This window comes from Variovorax sp. Varisp41, from assembly GCF_047325085.1.
GTDB lineage: Bacteria > Pseudomonadota > Gammaproteobacteria > Burkholderiales > Burkholderiaceae_C > Variovorax.
In genome coordinates this window covers 1,666,478-1,685,556 of the sequence record NZ_CP168541.1, presented here as the reverse complement: position 1 = coordinate 1,685,556, position 19,079 = coordinate 1,666,478, and the positions used below count along the sequence as shown (strand labels likewise).

At 69.2% G+C, this 19,079-nt stretch carries 15 protein-coding genes and 1 riboswitch; of the genes, 7 read left to right on the top strand and 8 right to left on the bottom strand.

Annotation, left to right across the window (positions count from 1 at the left end; translation table 11 throughout):
* Window positions 1-2: 2 nt before the first annotated feature.
* The 7 genes from ACEN9J_RS39160 to ACEN9J_RS39130 all read right to left on the bottom strand — a co-directional run bounded on the left by ACEN9J_RS39160 (window position 3) and on the right by ACEN9J_RS39130 (window position 8,776).
* The gene (locus ACEN9J_RS39160) at window positions 3-929 is read right to left on the bottom strand and encodes a hydroxyacid dehydrogenase (protein ID WP_413765132.1); all 927 of its coding nucleotides are present in this window, start codon (window positions 927-929) and stop codon (window positions 3-5) included.
* The gene (locus ACEN9J_RS39155; protein WP_413765131.1) at window positions 926-1,612 is read right to left on the bottom strand and encodes an RraA family protein; all 687 of its coding nucleotides are present in this window, start codon (window positions 1,610-1,612) and stop codon (window positions 926-928) included. The genes ACEN9J_RS39160 and ACEN9J_RS39155 overlap by 4 nt, the downstream gene beginning before the upstream one ends.
* An 80-nt stretch (window positions 1,613-1,692) precedes the next feature.
* The gene (locus tag ACEN9J_RS39150; protein ID WP_413765715.1) at window positions 1,693-2,679 is read right to left on the bottom strand and encodes a Bug family tripartite tricarboxylate transporter substrate binding protein; all 987 of its coding nucleotides are present in this window, start codon (window positions 2,677-2,679) and stop codon (window positions 1,693-1,695) included.
* A 123-nt stretch (window positions 2,680-2,802) separates the two neighbouring features.
* Window positions 2,803-3,705, bottom strand: coding sequence for a LysR family transcriptional regulator (locus ACEN9J_RS39145; protein ID WP_413765130.1), 903 nt, complete (start codon window positions 3,703-3,705; stop codon window positions 2,803-2,805).
* Window positions 3,706-4,260: 555 nt separating this feature from the next.
* Window positions 4,261-5,724, bottom strand: coding sequence for a tannase/feruloyl esterase family alpha/beta hydrolase (locus ACEN9J_RS39140; protein ID WP_413765129.1), 1,464 nt, complete (start codon window positions 5,722-5,724; stop codon window positions 4,261-4,263).
* A gap of 169 nt (window positions 5,725-5,893) precedes the next feature.
* Window positions 5,894-7,522: a thiamine pyrophosphate-binding protein gene (locus tag ACEN9J_RS39135; protein WP_413765128.1), complete on the bottom strand. Its 1,629-nt coding sequence runs from the start codon at window positions 7,520-7,522 to the stop codon at window positions 5,894-5,896.
* Window positions 7,523-7,540: 18 nt separating this feature from the next.
* A complete protein-coding gene (locus ACEN9J_RS39130; RefSeq protein WP_413765127.1) occupies window positions 7,541-8,776 on the bottom strand; it encodes an MFS transporter in 1,236 nt (411 codons plus the stop codon).
* A gap of 144 nt (window positions 8,777-8,920) precedes the next feature.
* On the opposite strand from ACEN9J_RS39130, the gene ACEN9J_RS39125 reads away from it, so the two are divergent.
* Window positions 8,921-9,715, top strand: a complete 795-nt coding sequence (locus tag ACEN9J_RS39125) for an AraC family transcriptional regulator (RefSeq protein ID WP_413765126.1) — start codon at window positions 8,921-8,923, stop codon at window positions 9,713-9,715.
* Between the two features lie 16 nt (window positions 9,716-9,731).
* Here ACEN9J_RS39125 and ACEN9J_RS39120 read toward each other — a convergent pair whose 3' ends face one another.
* Window positions 9,732-10,337: a class I SAM-dependent methyltransferase gene (locus ACEN9J_RS39120; protein WP_413765125.1), complete on the bottom strand. Its 606-nt coding sequence runs from the start codon at window positions 10,335-10,337 to the stop codon at window positions 9,732-9,734.
* 199 nt (window positions 10,338-10,536) lie between these two features.
* On the opposite strand from ACEN9J_RS39120, the gene ACEN9J_RS39115 reads away from it, so the two are divergent.
* From ACEN9J_RS39115 to ACEN9J_RS39090, 6 genes are all read left to right on the top strand, one after another.
* Window positions 10,537-12,774 carry an ATP-binding protein gene (locus ACEN9J_RS39115; protein WP_413765124.1) on the top strand — a complete coding sequence of 746 codons (2,238 nt, stop codon included), beginning with the start codon at window positions 10,537-10,539 and terminating at the stop codon, window positions 12,772-12,774.
* 74 nt (window positions 12,775-12,848) lie between these two features.
* Window positions 12,849-13,108: riboswitch (cobalamin riboswitch) on the top strand.
* A gap of 183 nt (window positions 13,109-13,291) precedes the next feature.
* Window positions 13,292-15,370 (top strand): TonB-dependent siderophore receptor, encoded by a 2,079-nt coding sequence (locus ACEN9J_RS39110; RefSeq protein WP_413765123.1) that lies wholly within the window; start codon window positions 13,292-13,294, stop codon window positions 15,368-15,370.
* Between the two features lie 2 nt (window positions 15,371-15,372).
* Window positions 15,373-16,284 carry an ABC transporter substrate-binding protein gene (locus ACEN9J_RS39105; protein ID WP_413765122.1) on the top strand — a complete coding sequence of 304 codons (912 nt, stop codon included), beginning with the start codon at window positions 15,373-15,375 and terminating at the stop codon, window positions 16,282-16,284.
* A complete protein-coding gene (locus tag ACEN9J_RS39100) occupies window positions 16,281-17,282 on the top strand; it encodes a FecCD family ABC transporter permease (RefSeq protein ID WP_413765121.1) in 1,002 nt (333 codons plus the stop codon). Before ACEN9J_RS39105 ends, ACEN9J_RS39100 begins: the two co-directional genes overlap by 4 nt.
* Complete coding sequence (locus tag ACEN9J_RS39095; protein ID WP_413765120.1) at window positions 17,279-18,019, top strand: ABC transporter ATP-binding protein; 741 nt, start codon at window positions 17,279-17,281, stop codon at window positions 18,017-18,019. The genes ACEN9J_RS39100 and ACEN9J_RS39095 overlap by 4 nt, the downstream gene beginning before the upstream one ends.
* Window positions 18,016-19,044: an LLM class flavin-dependent oxidoreductase gene (locus ACEN9J_RS39090; RefSeq protein ID WP_413765119.1), complete on the top strand. Its 1,029-nt coding sequence runs from the start codon at window positions 18,016-18,018 to the stop codon at window positions 19,042-19,044. The genes ACEN9J_RS39095 and ACEN9J_RS39090 overlap by 4 nt, the downstream gene beginning before the upstream one ends.
* Window positions 19,045-19,079 lie beyond the last annotated feature (35 nt).

The window sequence follows — 19,079 nt, the reverse complement described above, 5'->3', positions numbered from 1 at the left end:
CCTCAGGCCGCCTCAACTTGCTTGGCAAGCACGGCGAGCGCGTTCCTGGCGGCCGATTCGCCCATATTGATGTAGGCGTCAGACGTCACCGAGCCCACGTGAGGGCTCAACACAAAGCCGCGTTGGGATTGGAACGGATGGCCAGGCGCCATGGGTTCCACAGCGAAGCTGTCCAGGCCCGCAGAGCGGACGTGGCCGGTGCTGACGGAATCCAGAAGTGCGGCTTCGTCAATCAGAGCGCCGCGTGCCGTGTTCACGATGATGACGCCTGGCTTGCAACGGGGGAGAGACTGCGCATTGAGCAGCCCCTGATTGTCCTCAGTCAGGGGGCAGTGCAGCGAGATAACATCGGACCGACTGAATAGCTCCTCCAGGTCCACCAGCGTGACGTAGTCGGGCACATCCTTGGCGAACGGGTCGAAAGCGACGACCTTCATTCCGAAGCCCTCGGCCATTCGGGCGAAACGCCGGCCGATGGCCCCCAAGCCGACGACACCGACAGTGCGGCCAGAGAGCTCCAGGCTCGAATGACCGGCTTTGTCCCAATAGCCCGCGTGCATCCGCGCATCGACAGCCGGGATTGACTTGGCACAAGCCAGAAGAAGCGCAAACGCATGCTCGGCGACTGCGCTGGCGTTGGCTCCGACCGCTGCCACGACTTCGATACCGCGCTCCTTCGCGGCGACCTTGTCGATGTTGTCGGTTCCGGACCCGTGCTTGGAGATGACCCGCAGGGCCGGCGCGGCGTCCATGGCGTCTGCACCCACTTTGCCGTACCGCACGACCATGCCGACAGGGTTGTGCTGCTTGCACAGTGCCACGATGTCTTCGGGGGTTGGCGTTTTGCCCGTGTAGACAAGTTCATAGCCCTGCAGCAGTGCGACTGCGCTGGGCGCAATCGCTTCTGCCGTGATGACGATGGTGCTCACAGGCTTTCCCCTTCCTTGAGCACACCCGCGGCGCGCAGAGCGGACACCAACCACTTGGCGTTTGTGTCGCCGCCCTGAATGGCCTCGATGCGCGCCGCCTCATCCTTGACCTTCTTGGCCGCGATAGGCAGCAGCCCTCCAATCTTCTCGCGCTCGACGACCACGACCCCATCGGCGTCGCCGATGACGAAGTCTCCGGCGTGCACCATGACCCCGCCAACGGAGACGGGATGGCCGATTCGGCCGGGCACCAACTTGGTCGGACCGTTGGGGTTCGTTCCTACTGAGAAGACCGGGAAGTCCATCTCCTCGATTTCGAGGCTGTCGCGGGCGGCGCCATCGATGACCACGCCGGCGATGCCGAGCTTCTTGCAGGCGGTCATCATGATGGTCCCCATCAGCGCCGCCGTTTGGTCTCCCTTGCCATCGATGACGAGTACGTCGCCAGGCTTTGCCATGGCCATCGCTGCGTGAATCATGAGGTTGTCGCCCGGACGCACTTCCACCGTGAAAGCGGTGCCAGCCACTTTCATGTTCGGACGCAGCGCCTTGATGCGTCCGTGCATGGCGCCGCGCCGTCCAGCGACATCCGCCAGGATGGCGGGCTGGAAGGTCGACGCCTCCTTCACGATGTTTGCGGGTACGCGGTCGAAATCACGGATGATGTCGGGTACGTTGCTCATGGTTCGGATTCCAGGATTGAAGGGTGAGGTTGGCCCCGACCCCGCGCACGCAGGGTCGACTGGGAGGGAAGAGAAGAAGGTCAGTCGACCTTCGCGCCGGATTCCTTGACGACCTTGGCCCAGCGGCCGGTCTCGTCGCGTACCAGGGTGGCGAACTGCTCGGGGGTTCCGCCCAGTACGTCGGCACCCTGCTCGGTGAGCTTCTTCTTGACGTCGGGGGTCTCGAGTGCCTTGTTGAATGCGGCGTTGAGCTTCCTCACGGCATCCTTGGACACGCCGGCAGGCGCGGCGATGCCGAACCAGGTCACTGCCTCGAAGCTCTTGTACCCCGCCTCGGCTACCGTCGGAACGTTCGGCAGGTCGGCAGAACGCTTGGCAGACGTCACGGCGAGCGCACGCATCTTCCCGTTCTTGATGTGGCCGCTCAGTGTGACCACCGACGAGATGTACATCTGAATCTGGCCGCCGATCAGGTCAGTGACGCCCTGCGCCGCACCCTTGTAGGGGACGTGCGTCAGCTTGACGTTGGCGATGCGCTGGAGTTGTTCCGTCGCGAGGTGAGCGACCGTGCCGCTTCCGGAGCTCGCGTAGTTGATGCCCTCGGGGTTCGCCCTGGCTGCGTTGATGAGGTCCGCGAGCGTCTTGTAGGGCGAGTTGCTGGCCACCGCGATGACCAACGGGGCACTGGCGACCAACCCCACCGGGGTCAGGTCCTTCTGCGGGTTGTAGGGCAGCTTGGCATACAGCGACGGATTGATGGCCATGTTCGATGTCTGCCCCATCACGAGTGTGTAGCCGTCGGGCGCCGCCTTGGCGGCTGCATCCATGCCGATGTTCCCGCCCGAGCCGGGCTTGTTGTCGATGATGATGGTCCAGCCCTGCTGCGTTGTGACCGTCGTTGTGACTTCCCGTGCAATCAGGTCGGGACCTCCGCCAGGAGGAAACGGCACGATGAGCTTGATGGGACGCGCAGGATACGTCTCTGCCGCGGCGGCGCCAGAAGCGAACGCAAGGGCCAGCAAGCCGGCGGTGAAGGCGAATGCGCGAAGAGCGCGGACGTTGTGCAACGAGTTCACTTGATGTCTCCAGTGTGATGTGCGTCAGGCGCACCTCTATGGAACTGGAGTATTCGCTGCCCCCTTCATGCGGTCCAATCGAATTTTTCTTGGAATCGATAAATCCAACTTTGCCTATTCGGCCGCAGGCAGCCGGGCGTGCCTGGCCAGCAGTGCAATCAGCCGCTGGGCGGCAGGCGAGACGTAGCCGCTTTCCCGGAACGTCACCACCATTCGGCGCCGCATCGTGGCGCCGCGCAACTTCACCTCGCGCAACCTCGCTCCCGAACTTCCCTCCTGCAGATGCAGGCGAGAAATGAAGCTCAACAGGCCCGTCTCGCCAATCAACGTGGGCAGCATCAGCAGCATGGTGCTTTCAACCTGAACGACGGGACGCGGCAGATGATGCAGGTCGAAGGCCTGGTCCAGCCAGTCGCGGATGGGGGCTCCTTGCGGCTGCAGGACCCACTTGTAGTCCGTGAGGTCCCGGAGCGACACTTTTGTCTTCGCGAACAACTCGTGGTTCGCGATGGCAGCCACGACAATCTGGTCCTCTGCCAACAGGCGAGAGGTGAAGCCCGGTTCGCTCGGGCCTTCCGTGCCGACGAGGAGGTCGATGTCGCCGCTGCGCAGGAGCGGGGCAAGGACGTCGCCCAACGCCACCGTCGTTCGCACGGTCACGCCAGGCGCCTCCTTCAGCAGGTCCCGGGCGGCAGGGGGCAACAGGAACTGCGCCGCGGTGGGGACGATGCCAAGCTTGACCTGGCCGGAGAGCCCTTGGCCGATGTCGCCAATCTCACGGCGAGCACTTTCGACGTCGAATCGGGTCCGCTGCGCCCACTTCAGCAATGCCCGCCCCGCAGAAGTCAGTCGGATGCCGCGACCGGTCTTTTCCAACAGTATGGCGCCGTACGCTTCCTCCAGGCGACGCACGCAGCTTGTCAGGGCTGGTTGGGTCTTGTGCAGGCGCTCGGCGGCGCGGCCCATGTGCTCGAGCTCGGCAATGACTTCGAAATACCTCAAATCCCGCAGGTCCACGGGTCCCCTTTCAGCTGGCTCTGATGTCTGACGGCAAACCGCCCCCAAGGGCGGGACAACTTTCATGCGCCAGACGAGTGGCCGCCTGGACTACGCGAAAGTCTAGCCGTGTGCGCATGCTTCCGGTTTCGATGACATGGCCGCGCGCTTACGAGGAGGCAGCGGCGGCAGCGGGTGGGCCGGGCCACAAACTTGCGCCATGACGAACTCTGCCATCGCAATGGCCTTTGCTATCACAACAGCACCGTCAATCGCTCGCACTGCGATCCTCGAGAGTGGTTGTGACGAAGGGACTGCGCGGAGGGCAATGGGCCAGCAACACCCTAGGAAAGTTGACTCTCAGCGCATGAACTTCGAACAACGCTGCGGACGCGGTGGTCAAGAGTATTGCGAAGGCCGCTGAGCTGCGAACCGGTCCATTGCAGCAACTTCGACCACCGACACATGACGGCCGACGCAAGTTCCGTTTTTTCGTTCTTTTCCGATATTCGACGAAATTTCGGAACATCCGGCATCACCGATCTCCGCGCGCCAGGCCCTGGCCGGTGACCCTTCTCAGGGCACCGCGACACACCTCCAAGCACTCAAGGCCTGCGCCGTCGGAATCTCCCCCGAAGCATTGCGCGCCAGCGAAGGCGCCCCACTCCGCGCCTGGTCGTCGTGCACCCAGCGGTCGAGATCGGCCAGCGCGTTCCAGTTCAGCTGCAGGGGCGTGAGGCCGAGCCGCTTGAGCACCGCATTGGTGTTGTAGAAACCGTGGCTGTAGTCCTCGACGAAATAGGCGCGCACGGTGTTGCGGATGTCGGCGGCCGCGACCTGGCCGCCAGCGGGCAGGCCGTTCAGTTGCTTGACGAACTCGCCGGCCTGCGTGCAGGGCACGAGGAAGTCGGAGGTGCCCTGGTAGATCACGATCTTCTTGCCCTTGCCGCCGTCCCGCTTCTGCCGCGCCGACATCCGCAGGAAGGGCACGAGCTCGTCGGGCCGCACGTTCCACACCGGGGCCAGCTGGTCGAGAAGCCGGTGGTATCCGTCGTAGTCGGCGCCCGATTCGATCGCGACGTCGGCCAGGTAGCGCGAGGTCACGCCCATGCCGTCGCTCAGGGTCTGGGGCGACACGTCCTGGCCGAACAGGCTGGTGAGCACTGCCGAGGCGCTGGCCCAGTTGGTCGTCCAGTCGTTGACCGCGTCGGGCACCTGCAGGGTCTTCAGCAGGTTGGTCTCGTCGACCGGCGGCGCGCCCGCGACGATGCCGTCGTAGGCATCGGGCCAGTTGGCGATGGCCTTGAGCGCCTGCCGGCCGCCGGTGGAGATGCCGACGAAGTAGGTGTCGGTGGGCGCCGCGCCCGTGAGCTTCTTCAGCAGGTACAGGCCGACGTCGAGCGTTTTCTTAATCGAGTCCTGCCCGAAGTTCTTCACCATCTCCTGCTTCGCGACATCGGCGAGGTTGCGGCCCGGGCGCACGAAGTCGGGATCGAAGGCGCCGTTCGAGCCGTCGGCGCCCGCGTCGCTGAGCACCACGGCGTAGTTGGCCAGCGCCATGCCCTGCAGCGGCAGCGCGAACTGCTGGCTGGTCTGCGTGCCGGCGGCGACTACGTCGGACTTCCAGGCGAAGCCGCCGCCGCCGAGTTGCACGAACTTGCCGTTCCACTGCGCCGGGATGTAGATCTGGTAGTTGATGTCGCGCACGCGGTAGCTCGGGTCCTTCACGGCCGGGTCGACGCCGCCGGGCGAGGTGGGCTGGATCGTGCCCTTGACCAGGCAGTAGGCCGGCAACGCGAGCCAGACCTGCTGGACGGACATGACCTTGAAGCCGCCGGTCTTCGGCGAGGCAAAGCGGCTGCCGCGAAAGCCGTCGAGCACGGCGTCGCCGTACTGCGAACCATCGAGCTGGTTCGAGCAGGTGCGCACGAGGGTGTTGGAAATGTCGGTGGCCGCCTGGGCCCACGAAGCGAGTGCGCCGCAGGCCAATGCCACGAGCAGCGAGCGGATCCACCGCACGAGATTCTCTGTCTTGGTCAAGATGTGTCTCCAACGTGATCGGTTCGCATTCACAAGACCCCACGCCTGAGCCGGAGCGGGGACCACGCCTTCTTCCAGAGGCGGTGAAATTCTTGATCGCGCTGGAATGGACCGCACTATCCCTGCGGCGCCAATCGACTGACTTCGGGCGCTCGTGGCCCGCGCCCTCTCAAGCCTCGCGCTGGATCTGCGGCGCGGGCAATCCCTCGATCATCACGTTGAGGCACGCGGGCTTGCCGCTGGCGATCGCGCGCCGTGCCGCGTCGGGCAGTGCATCGGCCTCGGTGACGAGTTCGCCGTGCGCGCCGAAGGCCTGCGCCACCGCGTCGTAGCGCGTGGGCCGCAGCTCGCAACCGATCAGGCGCTTGGGCCCGTAGTCGCGCAGCTGGATCTGGTACTCGGCGTTCCAGCGCGCATCGTTGCCCACCACAGCCACGAAGGGCAGGCGGTGCCGGATGGCGGTGTCGAACTCGGCGATGTGGAAGCCCACGGTGCCGTCGCCCATGACGGCGATTACCGGTGCCTCGGGCTGCGCGCAGCGCGCGCCGAGCGCATAGGCGAGTCCGGCGCCGATCGCGCCCGCCACGCCGTTGTTGACGCGGTGCGGCGCGCTCAGGCAGGCCATGGCCCACTGGCCGATCTCGCCGCCATCGCAGACCAGCACCGACTCTGGATGACTGTCGAGCAGGGCCTGCAGCGGCCGCAGCATCTGCGCCGGATGCAGGCGCTGCGGCAGCGAGGCGCGCGCTTCGTCCCAGGCCGCTGGGCGGTAGGCCAGCCATGCATGCGCTTCCCGCAGCCACGACGGATCCCGGGCGCGAGCCGCGGCCGCTGTCAGCGCCTGCATCGCGGGCCAGGCATCGGCCTGCGCTTCGGTGCGCAGGCGCTCGCGGAGGGCACGGCGGCTGCGCGCGAGCTCATCCGCATCGGGATCGATCTGATGGACCCGTGCATCGGCGGCCAGCGCGGTGCCGAACTTCAGCGTGAAGTCGAGGCGCTTACCCAGCAGCAGCACGCAGTCCGCGCGCGCCAGCAGTTGCGCGAAGGCGCCGAGGCTCGCATCGCCGATGCCGCGCGGGCTCTCCATGCCGGCGACCGGCACGCCCGTGGCCTGCTCCAGCGCGGCGATCAGCGCGCGCCCATCGCGCGTGAGGCAGGACGGGCCCGCGAGGATCAGCGGGCGCTCGGCCTCGGCGAGCTGCCGGGCCAGCGCGGTCGCGAGCGCGGGGTCGAGCAACCGCTGCTCGGGCGCGAAGGCTTCAGGGCCGAAAGCGGGCACGGTGGTCGCGCCCTCGAGCACATCGCTCGGCAGGCTCAGGTGCACCGGCCCGGGCCGCCCCGACCTCGCGATACGGATGGCCTTCGCGACATCGCCCGCCACCGCGTCGGCACTGGCGCAGCGCCACGACGCCTTGCAGACCGGCTCGGCCATGTCGGCCTGGCGCATCTCCTGGAACGCACCCTGGCCCAGCTGGTCGTTCGGCGCATGGCCCGACAGCAGCACCACCGGCGCCTCGGCCATCTGCGCGGTGTACAGCGCGGCCACGGCATTCGCATGGCCGGGACCGCCGGTGACGAGCGCGATGCCGACCTCGCCCGACACCCGCGACCAGGCATCGGCCATGTGCACGGTGCTGGCCTCGTGGCGCACGTGCACGAGTTCGATGCCCGAGCCGAAGGCCGCGTCGAACACCGGCATGACGTGGTTGCCCGAGAGCGTGAAGATGCGCGCGACGCGGGCCGCGCGCAGGCATTCGATCAGCGCATCGGCGCCGCGAAAGGTTCGGGTGGAGGGCATGCGGCGGACAAGGGGGAGCTAGGACTTGCGCGATTTTCCGGGCAACAGCGCCGCGACCACGCCGAGCAGCGGCAGGTAGGCGATCGCCTGGTAGACGAAGGCGATGCTGGTGTGGTCGGCCAGCAGGCCCAGCACCGCGGCGCCCAGGCCGCCCATGCCGAAGGCGAAGCCGAAGAACAGCCCCGAGACCATGCCGACCTTGCCCGGCATCAGCTCCTGCGCATAGACGAGGATGGCCGAGAAGGCCGAGGACAGCACCAGCCCGATGACGATGGTCAGCGTGGTGGTCCAGAACAGGTCCGCGTGCGGCAGCAGCAGCGCGAACGGCGCCACGCCCAGGATCGACACCCAGATCACCGGCCTGCGGCCGATGCGGTCGCCGACCGGCCCGCCGAGCACCGTACCCACGGCCGAGGCGAACAGGAAGAAGAACAGGTGCAACTGCGCGCTCTGCACCGTGAGGCCGAAGCGGTCCATCAGGTAGAAGGTGTAGAAGCTGCTGATGCCCGCGACGTAGAAGTACTTCGAGAAGATCAGCACCAGCAGCACCGTGATGGCGCCCAGCACCACCCGGCGCGAATAGGGCGACTCGACCACGCCCTTCTTGCGCGCGCCGGCCGTGACGTGATGGAAGGCATACCAGCGGCTCACCTGCAACAGCAGGCCGATGCCCAGCAGCGCGGCCAGGCCGAACCAAGCCACGCTGTGCTGGCCGAAAGGCACGATAACCGCGGCCGCGAGCAACGGCCCGATGGCCGTGCCGAGGTTGCCGCCGACCTGGAACACCGACTGCGCGAGCCCGTGCTGCCCGCCCGAGGCGAGCCGCGCGATGCGCGAGGACTCCGGATGGAAGATCGACGAGCCGAGCCCCACGAAGGCCGCGGCCAGCAGCACGATGCCGAAGCTGGGCGCGAAGGCCAACAGCAAGAGGCCGATGAGCGTGGCCGTCATGCCGATGGGCAGCGAGTACGGTTGCGGGCGCCGGTCGGTGAACAGGCCGATCAGCGGCTGCAGCAGCGAGGCCGTCAGCTGGTAGGTCAGCGTGATCAGGCCGATCTGCGCGAAGCTCAGCGAGAACGCGCCCTTGAGGATCGGATACATCGCGAGGATCAGCGACTGCATCATGTCGTTGACCATGTGGGCGCTGCTGATGGCGCCGAGGATGCCGAAGGCGGGCTTGGCCTTCGCGGGACTGGCGGCGGCGCCAGCGGGCGTGGCCTGGGATTCGAGGGAAGCGGTCGCGGAGGGCGGCATGGGGACTTTCACACGGGGGAGACGGGACCGGCCGGCACGAGGGGCGCGAGTTCGGGAGGAACGGGCCGCCGGCGCCCCGGAATTATGAGAGGATGCGCTTCGCCTGTCTTGCGCCAACCGACCAACACCTTTCGCGAAAAGGACATGAACCACCCGCGCCGTCCCAAGTCATTGCCCGAGGTGTTGCGCGAGATCGAGGGTGAGTCCGCGTCGATCGCGGGCCGCGCCACCGACTATCCGGCCGGCTGGCACATCAAATCGCACCGGCACACCAAGCACCAGCTGATCTATGCCCTGCGCGGCGTGATGGTGGTGCAGGCCGAGGCCGGCCGCTGGGTGGTGCCGCCCACGCGCGCCATCTGGATGGCCGCGGGCATGGCGCACGAGATCCGCTGCGTCGGCGAGGTCCACATGCGCAGCCTGCTGGTGAAGCCCGAGGTGGCGCCCCGGACCCTGACGACGACGCAGGCCGTGGGCATTCCGCCGCTGCTGCGCGAGCTGATCCGCGCGGCGATGGAGGTGAAGCAACCCTATGCACCCGGCACCCGCGACGGCCGGCTGATGCGCTTCATCCTCGACGAGCTGCGCGGCCTGCCGGTGCTGCCGCTGCACCTGCAGATGCCCGCCGACCCGCGGCTCTTGCGCATCTGCGAACGGCTGCAGCAGCGCCTGGACGATGCCTCCACGCTGGCCGACTGGGCCGAACGGCTGTCGCTCGACGTGAAGACCATCCAGCGCCTGTTCGCGAAGGAGACCGGCATGACCTTTGGCCAGTGGCGCCAGCAGGCCCGGCTGCTGCGTGCGCTGGAGCTGCTGGCCGGTGGCGAGAAGATCATCGACATCGCCCTGCGCCTGGGCTACGACAGCCCCGGGGCCTTCGCCACCATGTTCCGCAAGCACTTCGGGCAAACGCCGAGCCAGTTCTTCGCCGAGCCCTGAGCCGGCGCGCCGCGGGTCAGGCGTCGGCGCACTCCAGCGCGAAGGTCGGCACGTCCGCCTGGCGGCTCAGCCACACGCCGCCGCCCATTTCCTTGAAGCCGCGCGTCAGCCCGCGCCGGTACACCTGGGCGCGGTGGCGGAACAGCCGCGGGTCGCTGAGGTCCTCGTCGACCACGTCCTGCTCGAAGTCCTCCTGCGTCACGGCCTCGAGGTAGAGCGCGCCCGCGCTGAGCGACCCCAGGTTGCGCAGCGCGGTCTTGAGATCGGAGGGTTCGAGGTAGGCCAGCACGCCCTGGCAGATCACGAGGTCGAAGCGCTCCCTGGCCCGGTAGTCGACCACCGAGCCCCGTTCCCAGCCGTAGCGCTCGCACAGGTATTCGCTGAACTCCACGCCGTGGTAGCTGGCCTTCGGAAAATGCAACGCGATGGCATCGCGCCAGTGGCCGATGCCGCAGCCCATGTCGAGCACGCGCCGCACGGGCACGCGCAGGTACTTGAGGTACGAACAGACGAAGGCCGCGAGGCGCTCGGCATGCTGCGGGTCGACCACCTTCGTTTTCTTGTCGAAGTAGTAGCGCCGGTAGTAGGCCTCGTCGAAGGTCGCCGCGTCGGCAGATTGCATGCAGGTTGTCTTTCAGGAAGGAAGTGCGGGCCTCCTCGCGAGGCCCGGCGCCATTTTCGCCCCGGAACCCACCCGCCCCCACGGTAAAGCCCGGCCGACGCCCGCCCGGCCTCAGGCAAAATGCCACGTCCCCTCCCCGCGCCCGGCGCGGTCCGTGACTTTCTCACCCTCACACAACGCGCGAAGCGCTCACCGCCACTTGGAACGGCCGCCCCATCCCACACCGACGCAGCCCGTCACCCTGGCGAACTGCGACAGCGAGCCCATCCACATCCCGGGCCTGGTGCAGCACCATGGCGCACTGTTCGCGTTCGATGCCTCGACCCTCACGCTGACGCGCGTCAGCGCCAATGCCCGTGCGCTGTTGGGCGACACGGCACCCGCCCTGGGCGAACGCCTGTCGGCCAGCCACTTCATGGGCGACGCGCTGGTGCACGAGGCACTGCACGAGGCCAACGGCGTCGCGGTCGATACCGGCGAGGGCTCGCCGATCAACTTCGAGGTCAGACTCGGCGAGCGCCGCTTCGACCTGATCCTGCACCGCGTCGGCTACGAGCTGGTGGCCGAGTTCGAGGCCCGCGACGCCACGGCGGACGCGGTGTCGGACTTCGCGCTCAAGGCGCACCGCGCGATGGACCGGCTCAAGCGCCAGGGCTCGATCGACGGACTGCTCAATCTCTCGGTGGAAGCCGTGCGGCAGCTCACGGGTTTCGACCGCGTGATGGCCTACCGCTTCCGCCACGACGACAGCGGCGAGGTGGTGGCCGAGCGCCGCCACGAGGCGCTCGAGCCCTTCGTGGGCCGCCGCTATCCGGCCAGCGACATCCCGGCGCAGGCGCGCCGGCTCTACGTGATCAACACCCTGCGCCTGATCGCCGACGTGCAGTCGACGCCGGTCGGGCTCGACGTGGCCGATCCGCAGCTGCCGCCGCTGGACATGAGCCACTGCACGCTGCGCAGCGTGTCGCCGATCCACATCGAGTACCTGCGCAACATGGGCGTGGGCGCGTCGATGAGCATCTCGATCGTCATCAACGGCCAGCTCTGGGGCATGCTGGCTTGCCACCATCGCAGCGCCCACCAGGTGCCCTACGCGATCCGCATGGCCTGCGACGTGCTCGCGCAGCTGCTGGCCTCGAACGTGCAGAGCCTGCTGGCGCGCGAGCAGGCAGGCTGGGTCTCGAGCGCGGCGCAGCTGCGCGGCTCGCTGATCGAGGCCGTGCTGCATGCCGAGGACACCTTCAGCGCGCTGATCGGGCTGGCGCGCCCGCTGGCCGATGCCTTCGACGCGCAGGCGGCGATCATCGCAGAGCAGTCGCGGCTGCATGTGGAAGGCGACATGCCGCGCGAGGCCGCGGCGGCGCTGATCCAGTGGCTCACCGCGTCGACGAACGGCGACGAGATCGTGGCGCTGCACGAGCGCGAGCGGCTGCCCGAGAACCTGCGTTCGCTGGGCGGCGTGTGGTGCGGCTTTCTCGCGCTGCGCTTCGACGCGATCGACAACGGCTGGCTGGTGCTCGCGCGCAAGGAGCAGGTCGAGACCATCAGCTGGGGCGGCAAGCCCGAGAAGCACTACGTGAGCGGCCCGCTCGGCCCCCGGCTCACGCCGCGCGGCTCCTTCGACGTCTGGAAAGAGACGGTGCGCGACACCAGCGTGCCCTGGGGCACCAACGACCTCGACTTCGCGCGCCAGTTGCGCGACGAGCTGATCCGCGCCAGCGCGGCGCGGCTGGCCGACACCTACAAGGCCCGCACCGAGCTGCTGGCCGTGCTCGGCCACGACCTGCGCGATCCGCTGCAGTCGATCACGATGGCGGCCAAGCTGCTCGAGCGCAGCCTGCCCGACGGCAGCAACGCCGGCGCGCGGCTGGGCCAGCGCATCCAGACATCGAGCAGCCGCATGGCGCGGCTGATCGGCCAGGTGCTCGATGCCTCGCGCCTGCAAAGCGGCATGGGCCTGCAGGTGGTGCCGGCGCAGATCGACCTGGCACGGCTGCTGGAAGACGCGGTCGACGAGTCGCGCACCGCCTACCCCGGCTCGCAGCTCGAGCTGGAGGCGCCCAGCACGCTGCCCGTGCTGGCCGACCCCGACCGCATGGCGCAGCTGGTCGGCAACCTCGTGAGCAATGCGCGCCACCACGGCCTGCCCGGCGAGGCGGTGCGCATCCGGCTCGAGCAGGCCGAAGGGCACGTGGTGTTCAGCGTGGCCAACCGCGCGCCGCCGATCGATGCCGCGCTGGTGCCCGACCTGTTCAGCGCCTTCAAGCAGCGCAGCGTGCCCAACGAGCGCAACAAGGGCGGACTGGGCCTAGGGCTGCACATCGCGCAGGCCATCGTGCGCTCGCACCGCGGCAGCCTCGGCTATGCGCACGACGACGGCTACGTGGTGTTCACCGTGCGGCTGCCACACACGCCCACGCCCGCCCCCGCGGCCTGAGCTTTTCGCGCCGGGCGGCGCAAGACCCGCTCCTATAATCCGCCCCGCCGGCCGATGCAAACGAAAGCATCACCGAAGCCGGCACGCGCGAAGGTGCGCCGGTTGCAGGACCGGCGTTAAACGGGAAGCAGGTGACGAGCCCTCCAGGGCCCCAGTCCTGCGCTGCCCCCGCAACGGTCGGCGGATTCGCGATTCTCACGGTCGATGCCCTCGCGGGCATCGTCAGTCACTGTGCCCCGGCATGGGAAGGCGAGGATCGCGGCAACGGCGCATCTCCCTGATGCACCGCGGCGCTCCGCAAGCCCGGATACCGGCCTTCGCCTCGTTCGGTCGCTGCGGGAGTGCAGGCAAGCCGTATCGGTCACGCGTGGGCGCGGGGCCGGTCGCTGGCGGGTCCCCTCGGCGTCCGGTTGTTCTCATGGCCCGCGGGAGCGCGGGCTCGAAGGAAACCCTCGTGCGCAACATCTCCCGGCGCGGCCGCGTCAGACCCCACCAAGCCCTCATCGGATCCGGCGTCATGCTGCTCGCCTCGGTCGCTTCGGCGCAGGACGCCGAACGCTCGCTGCCGCCCACCACCGTCAGCGACCGCAAGACCATCTCCACCGCCACGCGCCAGGAAGCCGACACGCTGCGCCTGCCCTTCGCCACCTATTCGGTCGAACGCGCGCAGCTCGACGCGGTGGGCGCCGTCACGCTCGAGGACACGCTGCGCAGCGTGCCGGGCCTGCAGTACGGCACGCAGGGCAACTACTACTCGCGCTTCGAGACCCGCGGCCTGCGCGACACGCAGGACGTGCTGGTGCTGATGGACGGCGTGCCGCTGCGCCTGCTGCAGGGCAATGCAGACATCACGCTGATCGCGCCCGACCTGGTGGACCGGCTCGAGTTCATCAAGGGCCCGGCCTCGGCGCTCTACGGCAAGAACGCGATCGGCGGCGTGGCGCAGTTCTTCATGAAGCCCGAGCGCGCGGGCGGCAGCCTCACGGCCACCGTCGGCAGCTACGGCCGCCTCGACGGCAGCCTGCGCTACCGCTGGGACTTCGAGCGCGGCAACCTCTATGTGGGCGTGGCCAACAGCGACTACAAGGGCTTCCAGCGCGATGCCGGCCGCGCGCAGTCGGCCCTGCTGGTCGGCGGCGATTTCGCCGTCACGCGCCACTGGACCACCGGCTTCCAGCTCTACGACACACGCGTGCGCGGCGACCGCGGCTCGATCGTGCCGCTGGTCAACGGCAAGCCGATCTTCGGCATCACCTCGCGCGACAACTACGGCATTCCCGACTCCTACGTCACGGGCGACTACCAGTCGTTCTCGTGGAAGAACCGCTTCGAGCTCGGCGCCGGCTGGTCGATCAACCACCTGAGCAGCTTCGCGCGCTACAACCGCTTCTTCGCCGGCGGCATCACCATCGTTCCGCCGCCCGCGGCCGTGAGCAAGGGCTATTCCGAGAGCTACACCGCCGACCGCGGCGTCTACCACGAGCTCGCCGCCACGCACCTGATGGCGGGCAAGGGCTGGAGCAACGAGTTCCAGGCCGGCTTCAACCTCGAGCGCGGCTGGCAGGGCCTCGACTCGCCGAGCTTCAGCAACGCGCCCACCTACCGCGGGCCGTTCTACGACATCCCCGTGAGCAACGTGCGCAACGATCCGCGCGGCGTGCGCGGCAGCATCACCTCCTCGCGCTTCGACCAGGAGGTGCGCAGCGTCTACCTGCAGGACCGCTTCGAGTACGGCCCGGTCGGCTTCACGCTGGGCGTGCGCCACGACCGCTTCGAGCAGACGCTCGGCCGCACGGGCACGCAGGTGATCTCGGCGCAGGAAGGCAGCCACACCAGCCCGCGCGCCGGCGTGGACTGGCTGTTCCTGCAGGGCGATGCCTCCTCGCACGCCCTGTTCGCGAACTGGAGCGAAGGCTTCCGGCCGCAGGCGGTGGCGCTCAACACGCGCGGCGGCGTGGTGGTGCCCGACATCCTGCGGCCCGAGATCACGCGCAGCAAGGAAGTGGGCCTGAAGGGCCGCGCGGCGGACGACCGCTGGAGCTATCAGGTCAGCCTGTTCGAGGCCGAGAAGATCGACGGCCAGCGCTCCTACCGCAACGGCCCCGACTCCTTCGTCTTCAGCAACGCGACCTCGCGCACCAAGGGCATCGAAACCCAGTGGCAGTTCCAGCTCTCGCCGCGCTGGAACGGCTACCTGCACTACACCTGGCAGGACGCGCGGCTCAAGGACTTCCAGACCTACACCGACAGCGGCGCGCGCAGCACCAACTTCGGCGGCTACCGCGTGCGCATGTCGGCCCACAACATCGCGGGCGCGGGCCTGACCTATGCGCACGGCGCCTGGGCCGTGACCGGCACAGCCAGCTACGTGGGCAGCCGCTACCTCCGCGACAATGCGGTCAATCCGCAGAAGCTGCCCGCCTACCTGCTGCTCAACGTCGCCGTGGCTTACCGCGTCAATCCTTCGCTCACACTGCAGGCCGGGGTGAACAACCTGACGAACAAGTACTACATCGCCGACGACCTGTCGGCGCAGGAAGCCGGCAACGCCGGTGCACCGAGGACGGTGTTCGCCCGCGCGCGCTACACCTTCTGAGCGTGAACCGGCGCGACGCGATCCTCGGCATGGTGTGCATGACGGCCGTTCTGCCCGCGGGCGCCGAGGGGGCGCCGTCGGCCGGCTTCCCGCGCGAACTCGTCGATGCGCTGGGCCGGCGCGTCGTCGTGCCGCGCGCGCCGCAACGCATCGTGGTGGTGTTCCCGAGCAACGTCGAGCTGGCCTGGGCGCTGGGCCTGGCCGACCGCGTGGTGGCCATCGGCGGGCGCGTGCGCTGGCCCGAGGATGCGCGCGCCAAGCCCAGCATCGGCAGCGCGCTCGGCTACTCGGCCGAGGCGGTGGCCGCCTTCCAGCCCGACCTGCTCGTGGTCACGCCCTCGCACCATTCAGCGCTGTCGCTTGTCGATGCCTTCGACCGCGCGAAGCTGCCCTGCGTGGTGCTCGCGCATCCCGACCTGCCCTCGGTGTTCCGCAACATCGACCTGCTCGGGCGCGCGACAGGTGCCGACGAACAGGCCCGCCGGGTGCGCGAGGACATGCAGGCGCGGCTGGCCGCGATCGAGCGCCGGCTCGAGGGCGCGCCGCGCCGCAGCGTCTATTTCGAGACCGCCGCCGCCGCGCGCGGTGCCTTCCAGACCGTGGGCACGGGCCACTATGCCAACGACGCGCTGGGCTGGGCCGGCGGACGCAACGTGTTCGCCGACCTCCAGGGCGCGGCCCAGGTCAGCGCCGAGGCGATCTTCGCGCGCGACCCCGACGTGATCGTCTCGCTGCAACAGGTGCCGCGCGATCCGGCGCTGATCGGCCAGCGCCCCGGCTGGCACACGCTGCGCGCCGTGCGCACGAAGCGCGTGGTCGTGCTCGAGCGCGGCCACAAGCTGATTCCCGGCCCGCGCCAGATCGAGGCCGTCGAGCAGTACGCGCGCGCGCTGCATCCGGAGCGCTTCGCATGAGGCGCGCCACCGACGGCCGGCGTGCATCGACGACCACGGTGTGGCTCGTGCTGCTCCTGCTGCTGGCCGCTGCCGTGGTGCTCGCGCTGAGCGTGGGCGCCGCCACGGTCTGGCCCACCCAGTGGTGGGGCACCGGCACCCTGCAGGCCGAACTGGTGCGCGTGTGGCGCGCGCCGCGCGTGGCCGGGGCCTTCTTTGTCGGCGCCTGCCTGTCGCTGGCGGGCCTGGTGTTCCAGGGCGTGTTCCGCAACCCGCTGGCCGAACCCTACCTGCTCGGCAGCGCCAGCGGCGCGGCCGTGGGCGCCGCGGTCTCGCTGCTGCTGCCGGCGCTGGTGCCCACCGCGCTGAGCCTGCCGGTGCTGGCCTTCGCGGGCGCCTGGGGCGCGAGCTGGCTGGTGCTGCTGGCCGGCAGGCTCGGCGGTGGCTGGCAAAGCAACCGCCTGCTGCTCGCGGGCGTCGGCCTGGCCGCGATCCTGGCCGCCCTGCGCAGCCTCATCGTGATCGTGTTCGGCGACGAGTCGACCAACCTGCGCGCCATCATCTCTTGGCAGCTCGGTGGCGTGCAGACGCCCACGAGCGCCGAGATCGCCGTGCTCGCGCCCGTGCTGCTGGTGCTGGTGCTGCTGGTGCGCGCACTGGGCCGCGGCCTCGACGCGCTCGGGCTGGGCGAGGACACGGCCCATGCGATGGGCGTGCGCGCCGCCTCCTTCTCGGCGCGTGCCGTGCTCGTGGCCTCGCTCGCGACGGCGCTGGCCGTGAGCTGGGGCGGCCTGATCGGCTTCGTGGGCCTGATCGTGCCGCACGTGATGCGCTGGTGGATCGGCCCGCTGCATGCGCGGCTCACCGTGCCCTGCGCCATCGCGGGCGGCGCCCTCATGGTGCTGGTGGATGCGCTGGCGCGCTCGGCCATGGCTCCGAGCGAGATCCCGGCGGGCCTGCTCACGGCACTGATCGGCGGCCCCTTCTTCCTTGCGCTGCTGCTGTGGAGACGCGGATGACGGCCGATGCCCTGCGCCTCGACGGCCTGCGGGTGCAGGCTTCGGGTCGCACCCTGCTCGACGGCATCGACCTCGCGATCCCCGAGCGCGGCCTGTTCGGCATCGTCGGCCCCAATGGCTCGGGCAAGACCACGCTGCTGCGCGCCGCGCTCGGGCTGGTGCGACCCCGCGAGGGTCGCGTCGCGCTGCTCGGGCGCGCACTCGACCAGTGGAAACCGGCCGAGCTTGCGCGCCACATCGGCTATGTCGCGCAGCACGGCGAGAGCCATTGGGACCTGACGGTGCGCGAGATGCTGCAGCTGCAGCGCCCGGGCCGCGCGCCCGATCCCGCGCTGGTCGCTCGCTTCGAGCTCGACGCGCTGATCGACCGCCGCCATGCCTCGCTGTCGGGCGGCGAGCGCGCCCGCGTCGGCGTGGCGCGCGCGCTCGCGCACGACCCGCGGCTGCTGGTGGCCGACGAGCCCGCGGCCCACCTCGACATTCCGCACCACCACCGCCTGATGGCCCTGCTGCGCGACAGCGCCCGCACGCGCGCCGTGCTCGTGGTGCTGCATGACCTGCATGTGGCCAGCACCTGGTGCGACCGGCTCGCGCTGCTCGGCCAGGGCCGGCTGGTGGCGAGCGGAACGCCGGCCGAGGTGCTGAGCGACCAACGCCTGGCGCAGGCCTATGGCCCGGGCATCGCCGCCTTCTCGAGCGGCGGCCTGCGCTTCTTCACGGCCGCTCCCGCGCCATGACCGCACGCGCGCTGCGCATCGACCTGGCCGGCTGGTCGCGCGAGGCCACGCTCGGCCCGTCGCGCGAGTTCTTCGCGTTCTTCGAGGAAGCCGAGCGGCTGGGCTTCGACGGCGCGTGGTTCCACGAATTCCGCCTGCTCGCCGAAGGCGGCCCCTATCCCTCGCCGCTGCTGCTGGCGGCCGCGCTGCTCGCGCGCACCGAACGGCTGCGCATCGGCGTCTCCGCGCTGGTGGTGCCGCTGCACCATCCGCTGCTGCTGGCCGAGGAGATCGCACAACTGGCGCTGCAGAGCGATGGCCGCTTCGACGCGGGACTCGGGCGTGGCACCGATGCATCGACCCTGCGCGCGCTCGAGATCGATCCGCAGCAGACGCGCGAGCGCTTCGCGCAGGGCTGCCGCCTGGTGATCGCGGCCCTGCGCGGCGAGAGCGTGTCGTCGAGCGACGGCCCCTGGCGCTTCGAGGCGCAGCAGATCCGCCACCTCTCGACCTCGGCACCGCCGCTGTACATCGCGGGCTCGACCGAGGAGACGATGCGCTTCGCCGTCACGGAGGACCTGCCGCTGCTGTTGAGCCTGGAACCACCGGAGCCGGCGCAGCTCGCGCATGTGGAGGCGGCTTTCGCTGCGCTCGACGATGAAGCGGTAGCGCCGCGACGTGCCGCCTTCCTCGCACGCTCCTCGCTGTCGCGCTACGTCTGTATCGGCGCGACCCCGGTCGAGGCGCGTCGGCAGTTCGACGCGCTGCTGCCCCTGCTCCATCGCCGGCGCGAGCATTTCGCGATCCTGCGCGGGCAGGCCCCTGGCACCTTGGCGATGCGCGATCCTGCCGAGGTGCTGCGCTCGCAGGCGATCGTCGGCGATCCGGCTTCGTGCCTGGAACAGATACAGACCCTCGTCGCGCGCACCGGCATCCGGCAACTGCGCTGCGTCTTCAATGGCAACGGCGTGATCGATCGCGCGGTGGCGATGCGCGGGATGCGGCTGTTCGCGCAAGAGGTGTTGCCGGAACTCAAGCGGGGCTGAAGGAACCGCCTTATCCTCCCCGCGAGCCCACTCCT